Here is a 17,639-nt window from a genome sequence, read left to right on the forward strand (position 1 = left end):
CCGGAGCTGGTGGTCTTGGCGTTGCCCAGGGCGTCCTCGGCGGTGATCGTCAGGGTGTGGGAGCCATCGGTCAAGGTCGCGAGATTCTCGGTCCACTTGCCGTCGGACCCCAGGGTGGTGCCGACCTGGGTGTCACCGTCCATGATGGTGATGGTGGATCCGGGCTCGCCAGTGCCGGTGATCTGGGGCGTGTTGTCGCTGGTGTCGGCAATGGTATCGACAGCCACTTCGGTGACGGTGTCGACGGTAAAGGCCCCGGAGCTGGTGGTTTTGGTGTTGCCCAGGGCGTCCTCGGCGGTGACCGTCAAGGTGTGGGAGCCGTCGGTCAAGGTATCAAGGTCCGCGGTCCACTTGCCGTCGGAGCCCACGGTGGCGGTGCCAACCTGGGTGTCGCCGTCCATGATGGTGATGGTGGCGCCGGGCTCGCCTGTGCCGGTGATCTGGGGCGTGTTGTCGTTGGTGTCAGCAATGGTATCAACGGCCACCTCGGTGACGGTGTCGACGGTAAAGGCCCCGGAGCTGGTGGTCTTGGTGTTGCCCAGGGCGTCCTCGGCGTTGACCGTCAAGGTGTGGGAGCCGTCGGTGAGGGTATTCAGCTCTGCGGTCCACTTGCCGTCGGAGCCCACGGTGGCGGTGCCGACCTGGGTGTCGCCGTCCATGATGGTGATGGTGGATCCGGGCTCGCCTGTGCCGGTGACCTGGGGCGTGTTGTCGCTGGTGTCGGATATTGCATCGACAGCCACCTCGGTGGCGGTGTCGACGGTAAAGGCCCCGGAGCTGGTGGTCTTGGTGTTGCCCAGGGCGTCCTCGGCGGTGATCGTCAGGGTGTGGGGGAGCCGTCGGTACAAGGTATCAAGGTCCGCGGCCCACTTGCCGTCGGAGCCCACGGTGGCGGTGCCAACCTGGGTGTCGCCGTCCATGATGGTGATGGTGGCGCCGGGCTCGCCTGTGCCGGTGATCTGGGGCGTGTTGTCGCTGGTGTCGGCAATGGTATCGACGGCCACTTCGGTGGCGGCGTCGACGGTAAAGGCCCCGGAGCTGGAGGTCTTGGTGTTGCCCAGGGCGTCCTCGGCGGTGACCGTGAGGGTGTGGGAGCCATCGGTGAGGGTGCTCAGCTCTGCGGTCCACTTGCCGTCGGAGCCCACGGTGGCGGTGCCAACCTGGGTGTCGCCGTCCATGATGGTGATGGTGGATCCGGGCTCGCCGGTGCCGGTGACCTGGGGCGTGTTGTCGCTGGTGTCGGATATTGCATCGACAGCCACCTCGGTGACGGTGTCGACGGTAAAGGCCCCGGAGCTGGTGGTCTTGGTGTTGCCCAGGGCGTCCTCGGCGGTGATCGTCAGGGTGTGGGAGCCATCGGTCAGGTACTCAAGGTCTGCGGTCCACTTGCCGTCGGACCCCACGGTGGCGGTGCCGACCTGGGTGTCACCGTCCATGATGGTGATGGTGGATCCGGGCTCGCCTGTGCCGGTGACCTGGGGCGTGTTGTCGCTGGTGTCGGCAATGGTATCAACGGCCACTTCGGTGACGGTGTCGACGGTAAAGGCCCCGGAGCTGGTGGTTTTGGTGTTGCCCAGGGCGTCCTCGGCGGTGACCGTCAAGGTGTGGGAGCCGTCGGTCAAGGTATCAAGGTCCGCGGTCCACTTGCCGTCGGAGCCCACGGTGGCGGTGCCAACCTGGGTGTCGCCGTCCATGATGGTGATGGTGGCGCCGGGCTCGCCGGTGCCGGTGATCTGGGGCGTGTTGTCGTTGGTGTCGGATATTGCATCGACAGCCACTTCGGTGACGGTGTCGATGGTAAAGACGTCGGAGCTGGTGGTCTTGGTGTTGCCCAGGGCGTCCTCGGCGGTGACCGTCAAGGTGTGGGAGCCATCGGTGAGGGTATTCAGCTCTGCGGTCCACTTGCCGTCGGACCCCACGGTGGCGGTGCCAACCTGGGTGTCGCCGTCCATGATGGTGATGGTGGACCCGGGCTCGCCTGTGCCGGTGATCTGGGGCGTGTTGTCGCTGGTGTCGGTAATGGTATCAACGGCCACTTCGGTGACGGTGTCGACGGTAAAGGCCCCGGAGCTGGTGGTTTTGGTGTTGCCCAGGGCGTCCTCGGCGGTGATCGTCAAGGTGTGGGAGCCGTCGGTCAAGGTATCAAGGTCCGCGGTCCACTTGCCGTCGGAGCCCACGGTGGCGGTGCCAACCTGGGTGTCGCCGTCCATGATGGTGATGGTGGCGCCGGGCTCGCCTGTGCCGGTGATCTGGGGCGTGTTGTCGTTGGTGTCGGATATTGCATCGACAGCCACCTCGGTGACGGTGTCGACGGTAAAGGCCCCGGAGCTGGTGGCCTTGGTGTTGCCCAGGGCGTCCTCGGCGGTGACCGTCAGGGTGTGGGAGCCATCGGTGAGGGTATTCAGCTCTGCGGTCCACTTGCCGTCGGAGCCCACGGTGGCGGTGCCAACCTGGGTGTCGCCGTCCATGATGGTGATGGTGACCGGGCTCGCCGGTGCCGGTGATCTGGGGCGTGTTGTCGCTGGTGTCGGCAATGGTATCGACGGCCACTTCGGTGGCGGTGTCGACGGTAAAGACACCGGAGCTGGTGGTCTTGGTGTTGCCCAGGGCGTCCTCGGCGGTGACCGTCAGGGTGTGGGAGCCATCGGTGAGGGTATTCAGCTCTGCGGCCCACTTGCCGTCGGACCCCACGGTGGCGGTGCCAACCTGGGTGTCGCCGTCCATGATGGTGATGGTGGCGCCGGGCTCGCCGGTGCCGGTGATCTGGGGCGTGTTGTCGTTGGTGTCGGATATTGCATCGACAGCCACCTCGGTGACGGTGTCGACGGTAAAGGCCCCGGAGCTGGTGGCCTTGGGTTGCCCAGGGCGTCCTCGGCGGTGACCGTCAAGGTGTGGGAGCCGTCGGTGAGGGTATTCAGCTCCGCGGTCCACTTGCCGTCGGAGCCCACGGTGGCGGTGCCAACCTGGGTGTCGCCGTCCATGATGGTGATGGTGCCGGGCTCGCCGGTGACCTGGGGCGTGTTGTCGCTGGTGTCGGATATTGCATCGACAGCCACCTCGGTGACGGTGTCGACGGTAAAGGCCCCGGAGCTGGTGGTCTTGGTGTTGCCCAGGGCGTCCTCGGCGGTGATCGTCAGGGTGTGGGAGCCATCGGTCAAGGTACCAAGGTCTGCGGTCCACTTGCCGTCGGAGCCCACGGTGGCGGTGCCAACCTGGGTGTCGCCGTCCATGATGGTGATGGTGGACCCGGGCTCGCCTGTGCCGGTGATCTGGGGCGTGTTGTCGCTGGTGTCGGTAATGGTATCAACGGCCACTTCGGTGACGGTGTCGACGGTAAAGGCCCCGGAGCTGGTGGTTTTGGTGTTGCCCAGGGCGTCCTCGGCGGTGACCGTCAAGGTGTGGGAGCCGTCGGTGAGGGTATTCAGCTCTGCGGTCCACTTGCCGTCAGGCCCCACGGTGGCGGTGCCAACCTGGGTGTCGCCGTCCATGATGGTGATGGTGGCGCCGGGCTCGCCTGTGCCGGTGATCTGGGGCGTGTTGTCGTTGGTGTCGGATATTGCATCGACAGCCACCTCGGTGACGGTGTCGACGGTAAAGGCCCCGGAGCTGGTGGTTTTGTTGTTGCCCAGGGCGTCCTCGGCGGTGACCGTCAAGGTGTGGGAGCCGTCGGTCAAGGTATCAAGGTCCGCGGTCCACTTGCCGTCGGAGCCCACGGTGGCGGTGCCAACCTGGGTGTCGCCGTCCATGATGGTGATGGTGGCGCCGGGCTCGCCTGTGCCGGTGATCTGGGGCGTGTTGTCGTTGGTGTCGGATATTGCATCGACAGCCACCTCGGTGACGGTGTCGACGGTAAAGGCCCCGGAGCTGGTGGCCTTGGTGTTGCCCAGGGCGTCCTCGGCGGTGACCGTCAGGGTGTGGGAGCCATCGGTGAGGGTATTCAGCTCTGTGGCCCACTTGCCGTCGGACCCCACGGTGGCGGTGCCAACCTGGGTGTCGCCGTCCATGATGGTGATGGTGGCGCCGGGCTCGCCGGTGCCGGTGATCTGGGGCGTGTTGTCGTTGGTGTCGGATATTGCATCGACAGCCACCTCGGTGACGGTGTCGACGGTAAAGGCCCCGGAGCTGGTGGCCTTGGTGTTGCCCAGGGCGTCCTCGGCGGTGACCGTCAGGGTGTGGGAGCCATCGGTGAGGGTATTGAGCTCTGCGGTCCACTTGCCGTCGGAGCCCACGGTGGCGGTGCCAACCTGGGTGTCGCCGTCCATGATGGTGATGGTGGACCCGGGCTCGCCGGTGCCGGTGATCTGGGGCGTGTTGTCGCTGGTGTCGGCAATGGTATCGACGGCCACTTCGGTGGCGGTGTCGACGGTAAAGACACCGGAGCTGGTGGTCTTGGTGTTGCCCAGGGCGTCCTCGGCGGTGACCGTCAGGGTGTGGGAGCCATCGGTGAGGGTATTCAGCTCTGCGGCCCACTTGCCGTCGGACCCCACGGTGGCGGTGCCAACCTGGGTGTCGCCGTCCATGATGGTGATGGTGGATCCGGGCTCGCCGGTGCCGGTGACCTGGGGCGTGTTGTCGCTGGTGTCGGATATTGCATCGACAGCCACCTCGGTGACGGTGTCGACGGTAAAGACGTCGGAGCTGGTGGTCTTGGTATTGCCCAGGGCGTCCTCGGCGGTGACCGTGAGGGTGTGGGAGCCGTCGGTGAGGGTATTCAGCTCTGCGGTCCATTTGCCGTCGGAGCCCACGGTGGCGGTGCCAACCTGGGTGTCGCCGTCCATGATGGTGATGGTGGCGCCGGGCTCGCCTGTGCCGGTGACCTGGGGCGTGTTGTCGCTGGTGTCGGCAATGGTATCAATGGCCACCTCGGTGACGGTATCGACGGTAAAGGCCCCAGAGCTGGTGGTCTTGGTGTTGCCCAGGGCGTCCTCGGCGGTGACCGTCAAGGTGTGGGAGCCGTCGGTGAGGGTATCAAGGTCTGCGGTCCACTTGCCGTCGGACCCCACGGTGGCGGTGCCAACCTGGGTGTCGCCGTCCATGATGGTGATGGTGGCGCCGGGCTCTCCGGTGCCGGTGATCTGGGGCGTGTTGTCGCTGGTGTCGGCAATGGTATCAACGGCCACTTCGGTGGCCGTGTCGACGGTGAATGCACCGGAGCTGGTGGTCTTGGTGTTGCCCAGGGCGTCCTCGGCGGTGACCGTGAGGGTGTGGGAGCCGTCGGTGAGGGTATTGAGCTCTGCGGTCCACTTGCCGTCGGACCCCACGGTGGCGGTGCCGACCTGGGTGTCGCCGTCCATGATGGTGATGGTGGCGCCGGGCTCGCCTGTGCCGGTGACCTGGGGCGTGTTGTCGCTGGTGTCGGCAATGGTATCAACGGCCACTTCGGTGACGGTGTCGACGGTAAAGGCCCCGGAGCTGGTGGTCTTGGTGTTGCCCAGGGCGTCCTCGGCGGTGACCGTCGGAGGGTGTGGGATCCGTCGGTGAGGGTATTCAGCTCTGCGGTCCATTTGCCGTCGGAGCCCACGGTGGCGGTGCCAACCTGGGTGTCGCCGTCCATGATGGTGATGGTGGCGCCGGGCTCGCCTGTGCCGGTGACCTGGGGCGTGTTGTCGCTGGTGTCGGCAATGGTATCAATGGCCACCTCGGTGACGGTATCGACGGTAAAGGCCCGAGCTGGTGGTCTTGGTGTTGCCCAGGGCGTCCTCGGCGGTGACCGAGAGGGTGTGGGAGCCATCGGTGAGTGTGTTCAGCTCTGCGGTCCACTTGCCGTCGGACCCCACGGTGGCGGTGCCGACCTGGGTGTCGCCGTCCATGATGGTGATGGTGGCGCCGGGCTCTCCGGTGCCGGTGATCTGGGGCGTGTTGTCGCTGGTGTCGGCAATGGTATCAACGGCCACTTCGGTGGCCGTGTCGACGGTAAAAGCACCGGAGCTGGTGGTCTTGGTGTTGCCCAGGGCGTCCTCGGCGGTGACCGTGAGGGTGTGGGAGCCGTCGGTGAGGGTATTGAGCTCTGCGGTCCACTTGCCGTCGGACCCCACGGTGGCGGTGCCGACCTGGGTGTCGCCGTCCATGATGGTGATGGTGGCGCCGGGCTCGCCTGTGCCGGTGACCTGGGGCGTGTTGTCGCTGGTGTCGGCAATGGTATCAACGGCCACTTCGGTGACGGTGTCGACGGTAAAGGCCCCGGAGCTGGTGGTCTTGGTGTTGCCCAGGGCGTCCTCGGCGGTGACCGTGAGGGTGTGGGAGCCGTCGGTGAGGGTATCAAGGTCTGCGGTCCACTTGCCGTCGGACCCCACGGTGGCGGTGCCAACCTGGGTGTCGCCGTCCATGATGGTGATGGTGGATCCGGGCTCGCCGGTGCCGGTGATCTGGGGCGTGTTGTCGCTGGTGTCGGCAATGGTATCGACAGCCACCTCGGTGACGGTGTCGACGGTAAAGACGTCGGAGCTGGTGGTCTTGGTGTTGCCCAGGGCGTCCTCGGCGGTGACCGTGAGGGTGTGGGAGCCATCGGTGAGGGTATCGGCTTCTCTGCGGTCCACTTGCCGTCGGACCCCACGGTGGCGGTGCCAACCTGGGTGTCGCCGTCCATGATGGTGATGGTGGCGCCGGGCTCGCCTGTGCCGGTGACCTGGGGCGTGTTGTCGCTGGTGTCGGTAATGGTATCAACGGCCACTTCGGTGACGGTGTCGACGGTAAAGGCCCCGGAGCTGGTGGTCTTGGTGTTGCCCAGGGCGTCCTCGGCGGTGATCGTCAGGGTGTGGGAGCCATCGGTCAAGGTACCAAGGTCTGCGGTCCACTTGCCGTCGGACCCCACGGTGGCGGTGCCGACCTGGGTGTCGCCGTCCATGATGGTGATGGTGGATCCGGGCTCGCCTGTGCCGGTGATCTGGGGCGTGTTGTCGCTGGTGTCGGCAATGGTATCAACGGCCAGCTTGGGTGGTGGAGGTTGGAAAGGCCCCGGAGCTGGTGGTCTTGGTGTTGCCCAGGGCGTCCTCGGCGGTGATCGTCAGGGTGTGGGAGCCATCGGTCAAGGTACCAAGGTCTGCGGTCCACTTGCCGTCGGACCCCACGGTGGCGGTGCCGACCTGGGTGTCGCCGTCCATGATGGTGATGGTGGATCCGGGCTCGCCTGTGCCGGTGATCTGGGGCGTGTTGTCGCTGGTGTCGGCAATGGTATCAACGGCCACTTCGGTGGCGGTGTCGACGGTAAAGGCCCCGGAGCTGGTGGTCTTGGTGTTGCCCAGGGCGTCCTCGGCGGTGACCGAGAGGGTGTGGGAGCCATCGGTGAGTGTGTTCAGCTCTGCGGTCCACTTGCCGTCGGACCCCACGGTGGCGGTGCCGACCTGGGTGTCGCCGTCCATGATGGTGATGGTGGCGTCGGGCTCGCCGGTGCCGGTGACCTGGGGCGTGTTGTCGCTGGTGTCGGCAATGGTATCAATGGCCACCTCGGTGACGGTATCGACGGTAAAGGCCCCAGAGCTGGTGGTCTTGGTGTTGCCCAGGGCGTCCTCGGCGGTGACCGTCAAGGTGTGGGAGCCGTCGGTCAAGGTATCAAGGTCTGCGGTCCACTTGCCGTCGGACCCCACGGTGGCGGTGCCAACCTGGGTGTCGCCGTCCATGATGGTGATGGTGATCCCCGGGCTCGCCTGTGCCGGTGATCTGGGGCGTGTTGTCGCTGGTGTCGGCAATGGTATCAACGGCCACTTCGGTGACGGTGTCGACGGTAAAGGCCCCGGAGCTGGTGGTCTTGGTGTTGCCCAGGGCGTCCTCGGCGGTGACCGAGAGGGTGTGGGAGCCATCGGTGAGTGTGTTCAGCTCTGCGGTCCACTTGCCGTCGGACCCCACGGTGGCGGTGCCAACCTGGGTGTCGCCGTCCATGATGGTGATGGTGGATACCGGGCTCGCCGGTGCCGGTGATCTGGGGCGTGTTGTCGTTGGTGTCGGCAATGGTATCGACGGCCACCTCGGTGACGGTGTCGACGGTAAAGGCCCCGGAGCTGGTGGTCTTGGTGTTGCCCAGGGCGTCCTCGGCGGTGACCGTGAGGGCGTGGGAGCCATCGGTAAGGGTGCTCAGCTCTGCGGTCCACTTGCCGTCGGACCCCACGGTGGCGGTGCCAACCTGGGTGTCGCCGTCCATGATGGTGATGGTGAGATCGGGCTCGCCGGTGCCGGTGATCTGGGGCGTGTTGTCGCTGGTGTCGGCAATGGTATCAACGGCCACTTCGGTGACGGTATCGACGGTAAAGGCCCCGGAGCTGGTGGTGTTGGTGTTGCCCAGGGCGTCCTCGGCGGTGACCGTCAAGGTGTGGGAGCCGTCGGTCAGGGTATCGAGCTCCGCGGTCCACTTGCCGTCGGACCCCACGGTGGCGGTGCCAACCTGGGTGTCGCCGTCCATGATGGTGATGGTGGATCCGGGCTCGCCTGTGCCGGTGATCTGAGGCGTGTTGTCGCTTGTGTCGGCAATGGTGTCAACGGCAACCTCGGTGACGGTATCTTTAATAATCGTGCCTCTGGCTTGTTCAGCGGTGTTGCCGCTTGCGTCTTCGGCATCGAGGGTCACGGTCAGGGTGCCGTCGTTGAACGAGGAGACATCCACGTTGGCGGTCCAGGTGCCGTCGGGCAGAAGGGTGTAGTCGCCCTCGTGCAGGGTGATGGTGGTGTCGCCGTCGGAGATGGTGAGCCCGGTGATACGACCGCCGGCCTCGATGGAACCGGACAGCTGGGTGTGGCCCAGGTCATCCGTGGAGCTTATCACACCGTCGTTACCGGAATCTGCGATGCGAACCTCGGAAGCGTCAGCGACGGTATCAACTTCATACCCCTCACTCGCCGTCGCAGTCGCCGTATTCCCCGCTGAATCCGTTACCGTGATTTTTGCGTCGATGGTGTGGTCCGGGTCCTGGACGAGGTCGGAGCCTGCCACATCCACGGCAAAGGTGCCGTCGGCATTGACCGTTCCCTGGTAGTCGGTGCCGTTGACGGTGAGGGTTACGGTGGCGTCGGTGGGGAAATTACCGACCACGGTGCCTGTGATGGTCAGGGTGGAGGCTGCCTCGGAGGCGTTGATGATGTCGTCGGCTGTGATGTCGGTGGACAGGCTCAATGTCGGGGCAACGAGGGGAGGCAGGTTCTCGTCGTCGACATTGAACGGGTCGTAGGTGGTTGCTGCAGTGTTTGTGTCGGTGTCGGAGTCGATGAGATAACTCCCGATTTCTCCGCTGGACTGGTCGCCATCGAGGGATGCCAGTTCAAAATCATGGGTGTCGGGGATCTCTTCACCCGCGGCGGTGTCCTGCTCGATGTCATCGATCTCGTCGCCGCTTTCAAGGGCCTGTTGCATGGCCTCGGCTTCGCTGATGACGGCATCCAGAGGGTCAACGGTCTCTGTGACGGTCTCATCCAGAACCAGGGTTGAGTTTTCAGAAAGCTCCAGAAGGGTTCCGTCATTCTGGCGAATGGACAGCACGGCACCTTCGGAGGTCTCAATGACCTCATTTTCATGCAGGGTGTCCCCGGGTGCCAGGATACGTGTGTCTCCCTGGGGTGTCTTTGCTGTAGCAGATCCGGAAAGGGATGTGATGATACCGACTTGAGCCATATTGTCCTCCGATAACACAAATATAAATACGCTGAAGCGTTGCTTGCTTGTCCAGCCTGCGTGGGCATAAGCCTTTCACAGGTATACCCGTTGTATTTCATTTTTATGGATAAAAAAATGTACCAAGGTACAGGTGCTGGCTTTAAAGGAATACGCGTAACGTAGCTTGACTACCTTTTTTGTCGGTTTGATTGGTGAGAAGGGTGGTTTGTTATTTGGCTTAGGGATGGGCTCTCTCTGAAGCGCGTCGTATGGGTTGGGATTAGATAAGATTTGACCCTAACCCTCCATGCAGAGAGGCTAAAGAATGTTGGGTTGGATTTGTTAAGTTAGATATTTTGTGCTTGTCTTCTTGTAATTATTCTTCTGACGATGTAAGAAAAACTTTCCTTCAATGAATCCGTGTAGGATGCCTTTGTTGTGGGGCCGAAATACACTGCTGCGATGATTGTGCAACCATCATGTCCGAAAAGGTGAGAAAACAAAAATCTACCTTCTTTTAAATACAGAGCAAATCGAACCATACTTCCAAGGGTATAGGCGGTCTGAAGCCTTGTCGTTCATGCGATCATTATTGGGATGGGGAAATCAATCATGGATACACCGCGCCGGAGATAACCCGGATATTTCATGAGAAAACAATCGGTAAAAAAGAAAATACTATGATTTTGGATGGCTACAATAAAAATGTCAGCTACTTTGAAAATGCAAAATGTAAATCGACGTTTGCTGTTTGATTTTCTCACCCTTCGGGCGAGCCGGGTGAACCCATCTTCTGCGCTATCAGAGCTTTGAGGTAAACCACTACATCTGCAGCTCTGATGCCTTGAATATGGGTGAACTCAACTCGTGAAATATCCGGGATAAACGGGTATGCGCAATGATAAAATGAGAAATAAGAGGACAAGCCGTTTTTTGTCGTGATGTTGCAATATTCCAAGATGTAAGGAGAAGTACATGGGTGGTTACAACGATTTATTCATGAGAGATACCATGGACGACCAGGGGTTCATCCCATCTTCCGACCGATGCTTATGCATGTCGCCCGATATCGTGCCCGTGGGCACACAACCCCTGGCCGAGCCCCTGGACCTTGTGCAAAACGACTGGGATCGCGACAGAGGGGGGGAGATCGTTCAGGGCAGTTACAACTACATCTACGTCCGTGGCACGAACAAGGCCCCCAACGTGGCCGAAGGGGAGGTCTACCTCTATAATGCGCCGAGTTCCATTTTACTGCGTCCCCAGGACTGGCGTTACAACAGCCTGCCGTCTTCGGGAGGCTCACAGCCAAAATTTTCAGCACGGATCCACAACGAGCGGGTGCTCGGGGACAACACTTTTTTATGGAATGCTCCCCCGCAGCCCCGGGGCTGGCACTACTGCCTTGTGTCCCAGATCGTGACGGAAAAACACCCCAACCCCATTCCCGACGATTTTCATTCGTCCGGCGGGTTTGTTAACTGGGTCAGAAACAATCCGGCCATTGCCTGGCGAAACGTGTTTATCCAGAAACCCCAGACCATCCCGACGACGACCTACCTGCTCACGTTTGCCAATCTCGATGGGTTTGAGGAGAAGTACGCGGTAATGGCCAAGTGCGCAAAAATGCCCAAGGGGACGGTTGTCAACCTGGCTTGCGGGGCCACGGGACCGTATCCGCAGATCAACGCCACCAAGGTGCTCTCCGGCGATGAGATGGAGTTTCTCTACACCGAATCCACGCTCCCGGCCAACTTCGAAGGCAATCTGGTGGTGACCATTACCCTGCCTGAAAACGTGCCCTGGCCGTCCGGGGGAAGTGTGACGCCCAATTACATGAAAATTGTCGGCGGGGACAACTTGAATGATGCCCAGGAGGCAAACCATAAGCTCCTTGCCCTCCACGCCGAGCCCCGGGAGGCCTTTAACCTTACGGAAGAGCACACCAGCGCAGGGCAGCTCGTGACCATGGGGGATGCGCAGGTCTTTTTTGAGTAAACACCTGCGGCCCTGACGAACCCGGATATTTCACGGGCCGGATTTGCCTATGGGCAAGGCTCCGATAACACAGGGTTGGGTTCATTTAACCCATCCGAAGTGTGAAAGCAAAACAGGCGATATGTTGTTTTTTGATCCGAATAAATGGCTTGATAGCTATTTTCTGTGATCATTGATTTTTTACTTGTTCGGCTGTTTTTGCGGATATCCGGGCCATGAGGCTCTTTGGTATCAACGGTTAATACGGAACACACGGCATGGAAAAATTTCAAATCAAGTTTGTGGATATGGGGCAGGGGGATTGCGCCATCATCAAGTGCCCGGACGGCAATGTCGTCATGGTGGACTGCGGGTGCAGCGCCCATCTGGAGGTGGACGCCTTCAACAAGGCCAATAGCTCGCTGAATGCTGCCCTGAAGGGCAACCCTCTGCATTCACTTATTTTGACGCATCCTGACCGAGACCATTACAATCAGGTCGTCAACATGCTCTACAACTACAAATCCAAGACGTTCCTGGCGGTCAACCAGGTGGTTTTCAGCATGAGCTACAACGATCAGAGCCCCCTGGCCAGGTACAAGGAAAACAGCGTCAGCGGCCATATCTATGGGTATTGCTTTGGTTACCCCAAGTTGGTGGAGGTGACCCTCAACGCGGCAACCAAACAGAGCAAAACCTGGGACCTGTCCCATCCGACCCCGGTCCCTGTGACAACGGCGCTCACCACGTCGGGCTATCCGGTTATCTCAGGCATCACCCCAAAGAAGAAAAAATGGGCCGTCTCTGTGATCGCGGGCAATGTGCCTCCGTATTCCAAAAGTGATGCGGACAAGACCAACTCGGCCAGCCTTGTGACCCTCATTGAGTTTGATACCAGGAAAATTCTGCTTACCGGGGACGCAACCCTTTCCACACAGGATTATCTCGGTACGACCTTTCAAAAATCCAAGACAATCTCCGACCTCGAACTCTTCCAGATACCCCACCACGGCAGTGCGGAATGTGATTCGAGGCCCGCCTTCAGGCAGCTGGTCAACCCGGAGAATCTTTACGTTAGCGTCGGCATGCTCAACGATACCTTCCATCTTCCCAGGTACAGCGTCCTGAGCAATTGGCTGAGCTGTCCAAAGCTTAATCCAAGCAAAATCGTGATTGACTACTGGTTGTCCAACCATGAATTGGCCAACCCCCTGACCTATAGCGATATCAGCGCAATCGTCGCTCACTGGAAGAGTCATTTTACAGTGCATAACAACAACAGCGGCACGTTTTTCTGGTTGGACAAGCCTGCCAAAGCCGGAGCCAACAATTTTTACGGTGTAACCAGTAACGGGTTTTATCTGTACAGGACAACCTCATCCAAAGAGATCGCGGAAACCGGTGTGTACGGAACCATTGGTTATACCTTGCCTTAGCACGGCTCGCCCGAAGGGTTAGAACAGCAAACGCTGATTTACATTTTGTATTTGCAAAAATAGCTGACAGTTTTCGTGTAACTATACGAAATTATGTGGTTGCCGTTTTGGCTAACTGCTTTCACATGAAATATCCTGATTAGGGAACGTATGTGATGGATATCCAAGACCTGAAAAACATTGTCCGAAAAAGCATCACACCGGGCGCATTTAATCTGGACACAAGCCTGCTTCACTCAGAGTCGGTTTCTCGTTTGGCTTCCGCCTATTTCAAAGAGAGCGTCCTCAAACTAACCCTGGACTCTTCAACGGAAAGTGTCCGGGAAGATGACAAGGGCATCACCGTTGCGGGCAAAGGAATCGATGCGCCTTTTCACCCGTTCTTCCTGGAGGTGACCTTTGGGCTGGACAGCAGCGGCAACGCCTCCGTGGCACTCACCGCCAAGGTAGATCAAGGGGTGGCCCTGTCCGGGGTCATTCCCGATCTGAAAGGGACGTTGGGGGACCGCATCACGCTGGAGCAAACATCTGCACCCATCCTGACCCTGGCCTCGGACCAAACCAACCCCGAGGCACCTGCCATGGCTTTTCACGCTCTGATGGACTTGAAGGCCACCCAGCCGTCATTGGCGGAGCTTTTGGGGGAATCCTCCGTTGCCCTTGACGGGACCCTTGGCTACGCGAAAAACGGCGCGAAGCTCAGCGATGTGGTGTTTAAAGGGCCTGAGATAAGACCTGTGGACCTGTTGATCGCCAAGTCGTGCACGGTGGGGTGCGCCGTGGGGATCCATCAATATGAAAACGGCTTTGACAACACCACGGTGTCGGTGCCTTTTCTCCGTCTCACCACGACCATTCCCTTTAAGGCACGGGGCGTCGAGCATACCCTTCCGCTCTCCGTGGAGATCTCCAATGTGGACACGCCCATTCGGTTCAGCGCGGACATCAACGACGGAATCGATGCGGCCCTGGATGAACTGGAGGTGCTGGTCAACCATGCGGGGCTCTCCGGGCTGCTTCCAAAGCACGGGTTTTCCATCGAAGAGGTGGTCAAGGTGTCGCAATTTGCCTTTGATTACGACCTCCGGCAGAAAAAAATAGTGTTGATCTCCATCAAGGTGAACAGCACCAACCCCTGGACCGTCCTCTCATTGCCGGAGACAAAGCAGAAGATCCAGGCGGCGAATGTGGCGTTTGATTTTGCCATTCGAGATCCCTTTGGGGAAAAGAGCCCCTTTGTTGCCGTGTCCGGGGATTTTATCTCAGCAAGGGGAACGGTGTGTATCCATGCCCACTACCCGGCATGGGAGGCCCAGGCATATCTCAAGGGGGGGACGGTTCTCAATCTGGGCGAGTTGACGAACCTGTTTCTCGGCACCGACAACGAGATCCCCGAAATAGACATCTACGGCCTGGACATGGATGTGGCCTCTGACCATTACGCGGTAAAGTGCATCGCCAAGGGGGACTGGCCCCTGGTAAATGCCCATTTTCCCGTGGCCCTGACAGGCATCGGCTTTTCCATCGATCACCACGAAGATCAAACCAATGCCTGGTTCGACGGCCAGCTGATCCTGGCGGGCATCGATTTCGACCTGGAGGCAACCCACGATACCGACACCAAGGGGTGGGTGTTCAGCGGCAGCGCGGCCCGGCAGAGCCAAATCAATCTCAGTGCGTTTGTGGACGGTCTCCTCACCACATTCGGCCTTCCGACCCTGCCGGCCTCGGTGCCGGAGGTGGACTTAAAGGACCTGGATCTGACCTTCCATACGGAGAGCAAGGCCTTTGATTTTTCCGGAGAGTGCCTCACCAAGGCCTCCGTGCCCCTGTGCAACGTCAATCTGGACCTGGATGCCCGGGTGGCGTGCTCGTCTGTTGTGGACCCGCAGACAGGGAAACGCCGATTCAGCGGGCGTTTTTCCGCAGACCTTGAGGTGACCCATGCCGTGTTCGAGCTGAGCTACGCCTTTGGAAAGGCAGAGCATGTCATCGAGGGGCAGTGGCGTCAGGGCACGGGAAAGCCCCTTTCCATCAATGATTTTCTGTCGACCATGGGCGTACCCGACTCCCTCACCCTTCCGGAAGGCATCGACCTTTCCCTCAAGGCGGTTTCCTTTGCTTACAACGCCACCAAAGAGGTGCTGACGGCAGTTGTGGACAGTTGTTCTCTTGGAGAAGGGTTTATTCAGGTCGGGAAGATCTTCGACAACACGGCCAGGGAAGCCAGTCAGACCGTGTCCGAGTCCTGGGAGGTGATCTTCGGGCTCATGCTGCCCGATGCCTGGCGATTTAGCGACATCCCCGGGACAGTGGGCAAGCTGATGGCACCCTTCGATTTTCTGGACTTTGAGCATGGATGCCTCATCGTCTCCAGCCTGGCCCTCAACAATTTCACCATTCCCGGACTGCCGAAAAACAAAACCTTTGCCCTTGCTCCGGCCAACGGCACCAACAAAGGCATGACGCTGGTGAAAGGGATCAACCTGGGCTGCACCATCGATTTCAACCAGCACACCGGTGATGCACGGGTGAAACACCTGGGGGGCATCCTGCCGGAGCCTAAGTTGCTCTTGGCTTGCGAGATCGATGAAACCCGCGATGCGGTGGATCTTGAGGCCAAGCTCCAGGGCGATGTTGTCATCGCTGGCCATGGGGGTTCCAAGCTTGCCTTTGGCGATGCGGCCGTTAAGCTTACCAGCAGCCCGCTTTCGTTTTCTGTTTCCGGGGATATCCAGATTCCCTTTTCCATTTCATCGGGAAAAGAGACCCTTTACGCCATCGGTCGCATCGGCATTACCGACGCGGAAATCGAGGCCATGCTGGACGTCTCCGCAAGCCTTCCCGGACCGGACGGCACACCGGTTCCGGCATCCCTTGACGCTCCCATGGGGCTCCCCGGGATCAAGCTGGACGCCATGGCCGTGGAGTTTGGGGCCATATGGGAACCCCCGGGCATTGACTTGGGGCTCGAAGGTCAGTTCCACATCGGTGGCGAGCCTGTGGGGGACGACAAATTCGCCGTGGTGCTCGACCTTGAAGGGGAGGTGCCCAACCCGACCCTTCTGTATTGCCACATCGCCGAACTCTCCATGGAAGATCTGGTCACCGCCTGCCTGGATACCAGCGTGAGCCTTCCTCCGTTTATCAACGACATCCAGATGTCCGACCTGACGATCTACTGGTCCGAAAGCGATCAGTATCTGCCGGACGGGACCCTGGCCTCCCAGGGCTTCGGATTCAACGGTTTTATCGATATCTACGGGTTTGCCGCCCATGCGGGGCTTATGGTCAAGGCCTCCCAGGGGATCTCCGGGGACGCGGAGATGCCGCCCATCAACCTGCCGGGGGTCTCCATCACGGGGCGGGGAAAAGGGGTTACGGTCAATCAGGTCTACGTCAACGGCCAGTGGGAGACCGTGGACCGGTTCCCGCCGAGCACCGATCGGTCGCCCCGTGAGACCCGGACCTACCGGTTGATTCCTCCGGGCGGTCCCTTTTTGCAGTTCAATACCTTACGCTCACCGTATTTTGCGGCGAGCATCCGGGCCAATCTCCTGGGGCTGTACAGCGAAGAGATCGACGTGGAGATCTCGGACAAGGGGATGAGCTTCGAGTTGGAGTACACCATCGGCGCCATCGCCGATTTCAAGTTGGCATGTTCCCTGAAATCCACCTCGGGCTTTTCCGCATCGGCCGGATTCAACCTCGCCTTGAAGGCGGACATCGGCCCCCTGGTTGTCCTCGGGGTGAACCTGGGCACGATCCACCTCGATGTCGGGTTTCTCACAGACCTTGCCCTTTCCGTCGATCCCAAAGGGTTCGAGCTTAAGGTGGACGGCTCCTTTGAATTCGAAGGCTCTTCCCTGACCATGCCCACCCTGACCCTGGACGCCTCCTTCACAGACATGGCCAAGCTCCCCGAAGCCATTGTGAAACAACTGGGCAAAGAGGCCGCGCACATCTTCAAGGCGTTGGTGGCTGATCTCGGCGCGATTTTGAAAGAGGGCCTGGAAGAGGCAGAAAAAATCGCCAAGGAAGCCGCCAAAGAGGTGGAACAGATCGGGGAAGCCGCTGCCCAGGAAGCAGGAAAAATCATCGACGACGCCAAAAAAACCGCTGAGATCGCTGCCCACGAAGCCGAAGAAGAGGCCAAAAAAATCGGGGCCGAAGCCAAGAAGATCGCCGAGGCCGGCGAAGAAGCCGTGGCCCATATCGCGGAGGCCGCTGCCGCCGAGGTGGAAAAACTCGGTAAAGAGGCGGAGGCGGTTTTTAACGAGGCGGCCAAGGAGGTGAAAAAGGTTGAAGAGGCCGTGGCAAAAGAGGTTGAGGCCGTCGAAAAAGAGATCGCCCATATCGGGCAGGCAGCAGCCGAAGAGGTGGCGCACATTGGCGAGGAGGCAGCCCGGGAAGCAGAGAAACTGATGCAGGAGGCCGAAGAGGAGGCAAGGCGAATCGCCGAGGAAGCAGAGCGCATCGCAGACGAGATCGAAGAAGAGGCGAGAAGGATATTGGATGAGGTGGCAGAGTTCGCCAGAAAAGTGCAAGAGGAAGCCAGAAAAGCTGCAGAGGCCGTGGCCCACGCCGTGAAAAAAGCGGCAAAAAAAGTGTGGCATAAAATTTCAAAGTACTGATCCAGGCAGATGGAG

General features: G+C 60.3%; 5 protein-coding genes and 7 pseudogenes. 3 read left to right on the forward strand and 9 right to left on the reverse strand.

Annotated elements, in window-relative coordinates; genetic code table 11:
* Nucleotides 1-17 precede the first annotated feature (17 nt).
* From ACOYW2_RS09565 to ACOYW2_RS09605, 9 genes and pseudogenes are all read right to left on the reverse strand, one after another.
* Nucleotides 18-2,579, reverse strand: a pseudogene (locus ACOYW2_RS09565) (Ig-like domain-containing protein); the annotation flags it as partial.
* A 40-nt stretch (nt 2,580-2,619) separates the two neighbouring features.
* A pseudogene (locus ACOYW2_RS09570) lies at nt 2,620-2,724 on the reverse strand (hypothetical protein); the annotation flags it as partial.
* 137 nt (nt 2,725-2,861) lie between these two features.
* Nucleotides 2,862-5,504: pseudogene (locus ACOYW2_RS09575) on the reverse strand (Ig-like domain-containing protein); the annotation flags it as partial.
* Nucleotides 5,505-5,518: 14 nt separating this feature from the next.
* A pseudogene (locus tag ACOYW2_RS09580) lies at nt 5,519-5,731 on the reverse strand (hypothetical protein); the annotation flags it as partial.
* Nucleotides 5,628-6,536 (reverse strand): Ig-like domain-containing protein, encoded by a 909-nt coding sequence (locus ACOYW2_RS09585; RefSeq protein ID WP_482770248.1) that lies wholly within the window; start codon nt 6,534-6,536, stop codon nt 5,628-5,630. The gene ACOYW2_RS09585 and the pseudogene ACOYW2_RS09580, both read right to left, overlap by 104 nt.
* Nucleotides 6,537-6,577: 41 nt before the next feature.
* Nucleotides 6,578-6,928 (reverse strand): annotated as a pseudogene (locus ACOYW2_RS09590) (Ig-like domain-containing protein); the annotation flags it as partial.
* Complete coding sequence (locus ACOYW2_RS09595; protein ID WP_482770249.1) at nt 6,918-7,685, reverse strand: Ig-like domain-containing protein; 768 nt, start codon at nt 7,683-7,685, stop codon at nt 6,918-6,920. The pseudogene ACOYW2_RS09590 and the gene ACOYW2_RS09595, both read right to left, overlap by 11 nt.
* Nucleotides 7,686-7,770: 85 nt before the next feature.
* Nucleotides 7,771-8,055 (reverse strand): annotated as a pseudogene (locus ACOYW2_RS09600) (Ig-like domain-containing protein); the annotation flags it as partial.
* Nucleotides 7,982-9,595, reverse strand: a pseudogene (locus tag ACOYW2_RS09605) (retention module-containing protein); the annotation flags it as partial. The pseudogenes ACOYW2_RS09605 and ACOYW2_RS09600, both read right to left, overlap by 74 nt.
* Nucleotides 9,596-10,552: 957 nt before the next feature.
* Between ACOYW2_RS09605 and ACOYW2_RS09610 the strand changes: the two are divergent.
* The 3 genes from ACOYW2_RS09610 (at nt 10,553) to ACOYW2_RS09620 (ending at nt 17,624) form a co-directional block, all read left to right on the forward strand.
* Complete coding sequence (locus tag ACOYW2_RS09610; RefSeq protein WP_482770250.1) at nt 10,553-11,575, forward strand: hypothetical protein; 1,023 nt, start codon at nt 10,553-10,555, stop codon at nt 11,573-11,575.
* 257 nt (nt 11,576-11,832) lie between these two features.
* Nucleotides 11,833-12,990: a ComEC/Rec2 family competence protein gene (locus ACOYW2_RS09615; protein ID WP_482770251.1), complete on the forward strand. Its 1,158-nt coding sequence runs from the start codon at nt 11,833-11,835 to the stop codon at nt 12,988-12,990.
* Nucleotides 12,991-13,145: 155 nt separating this feature from the next.
* On the forward strand, nt 13,146-17,624 hold the full coding sequence (locus ACOYW2_RS09620) for a hypothetical protein (protein WP_482770252.1): 4,479 nt from the start codon (nt 13,146-13,148) through the stop codon (nt 17,622-17,624).
* The last annotated feature ends 15 nt before the right edge of the window (nt 17,625-17,639 follow it).

It is taken from the genome of Desulfoluna sp. CLI2B, assembly GCF_056847375.1.

Coding starts and splice junctions, on each gene's coding strand:
- ACOYW2_RS09615 (WP_482770251.1), top strand. CDS start 11,833: ATGGAAAAATTTCAAATCAAGTTTGTGGATATGGGGCAGGGGGATTGC.
- ACOYW2_RS09610 (WP_482770250.1), top strand. CDS start 10,553: ATGGGTGGTTACAACGATTTATTCATGAGAGATACCATGGACGACCAG.
- ACOYW2_RS09620 (WP_482770252.1), top strand. CDS start 13,146: ATGGATATCCAAGACCTGAAAAACATTGTCCGAAAAAGCATCACACCG.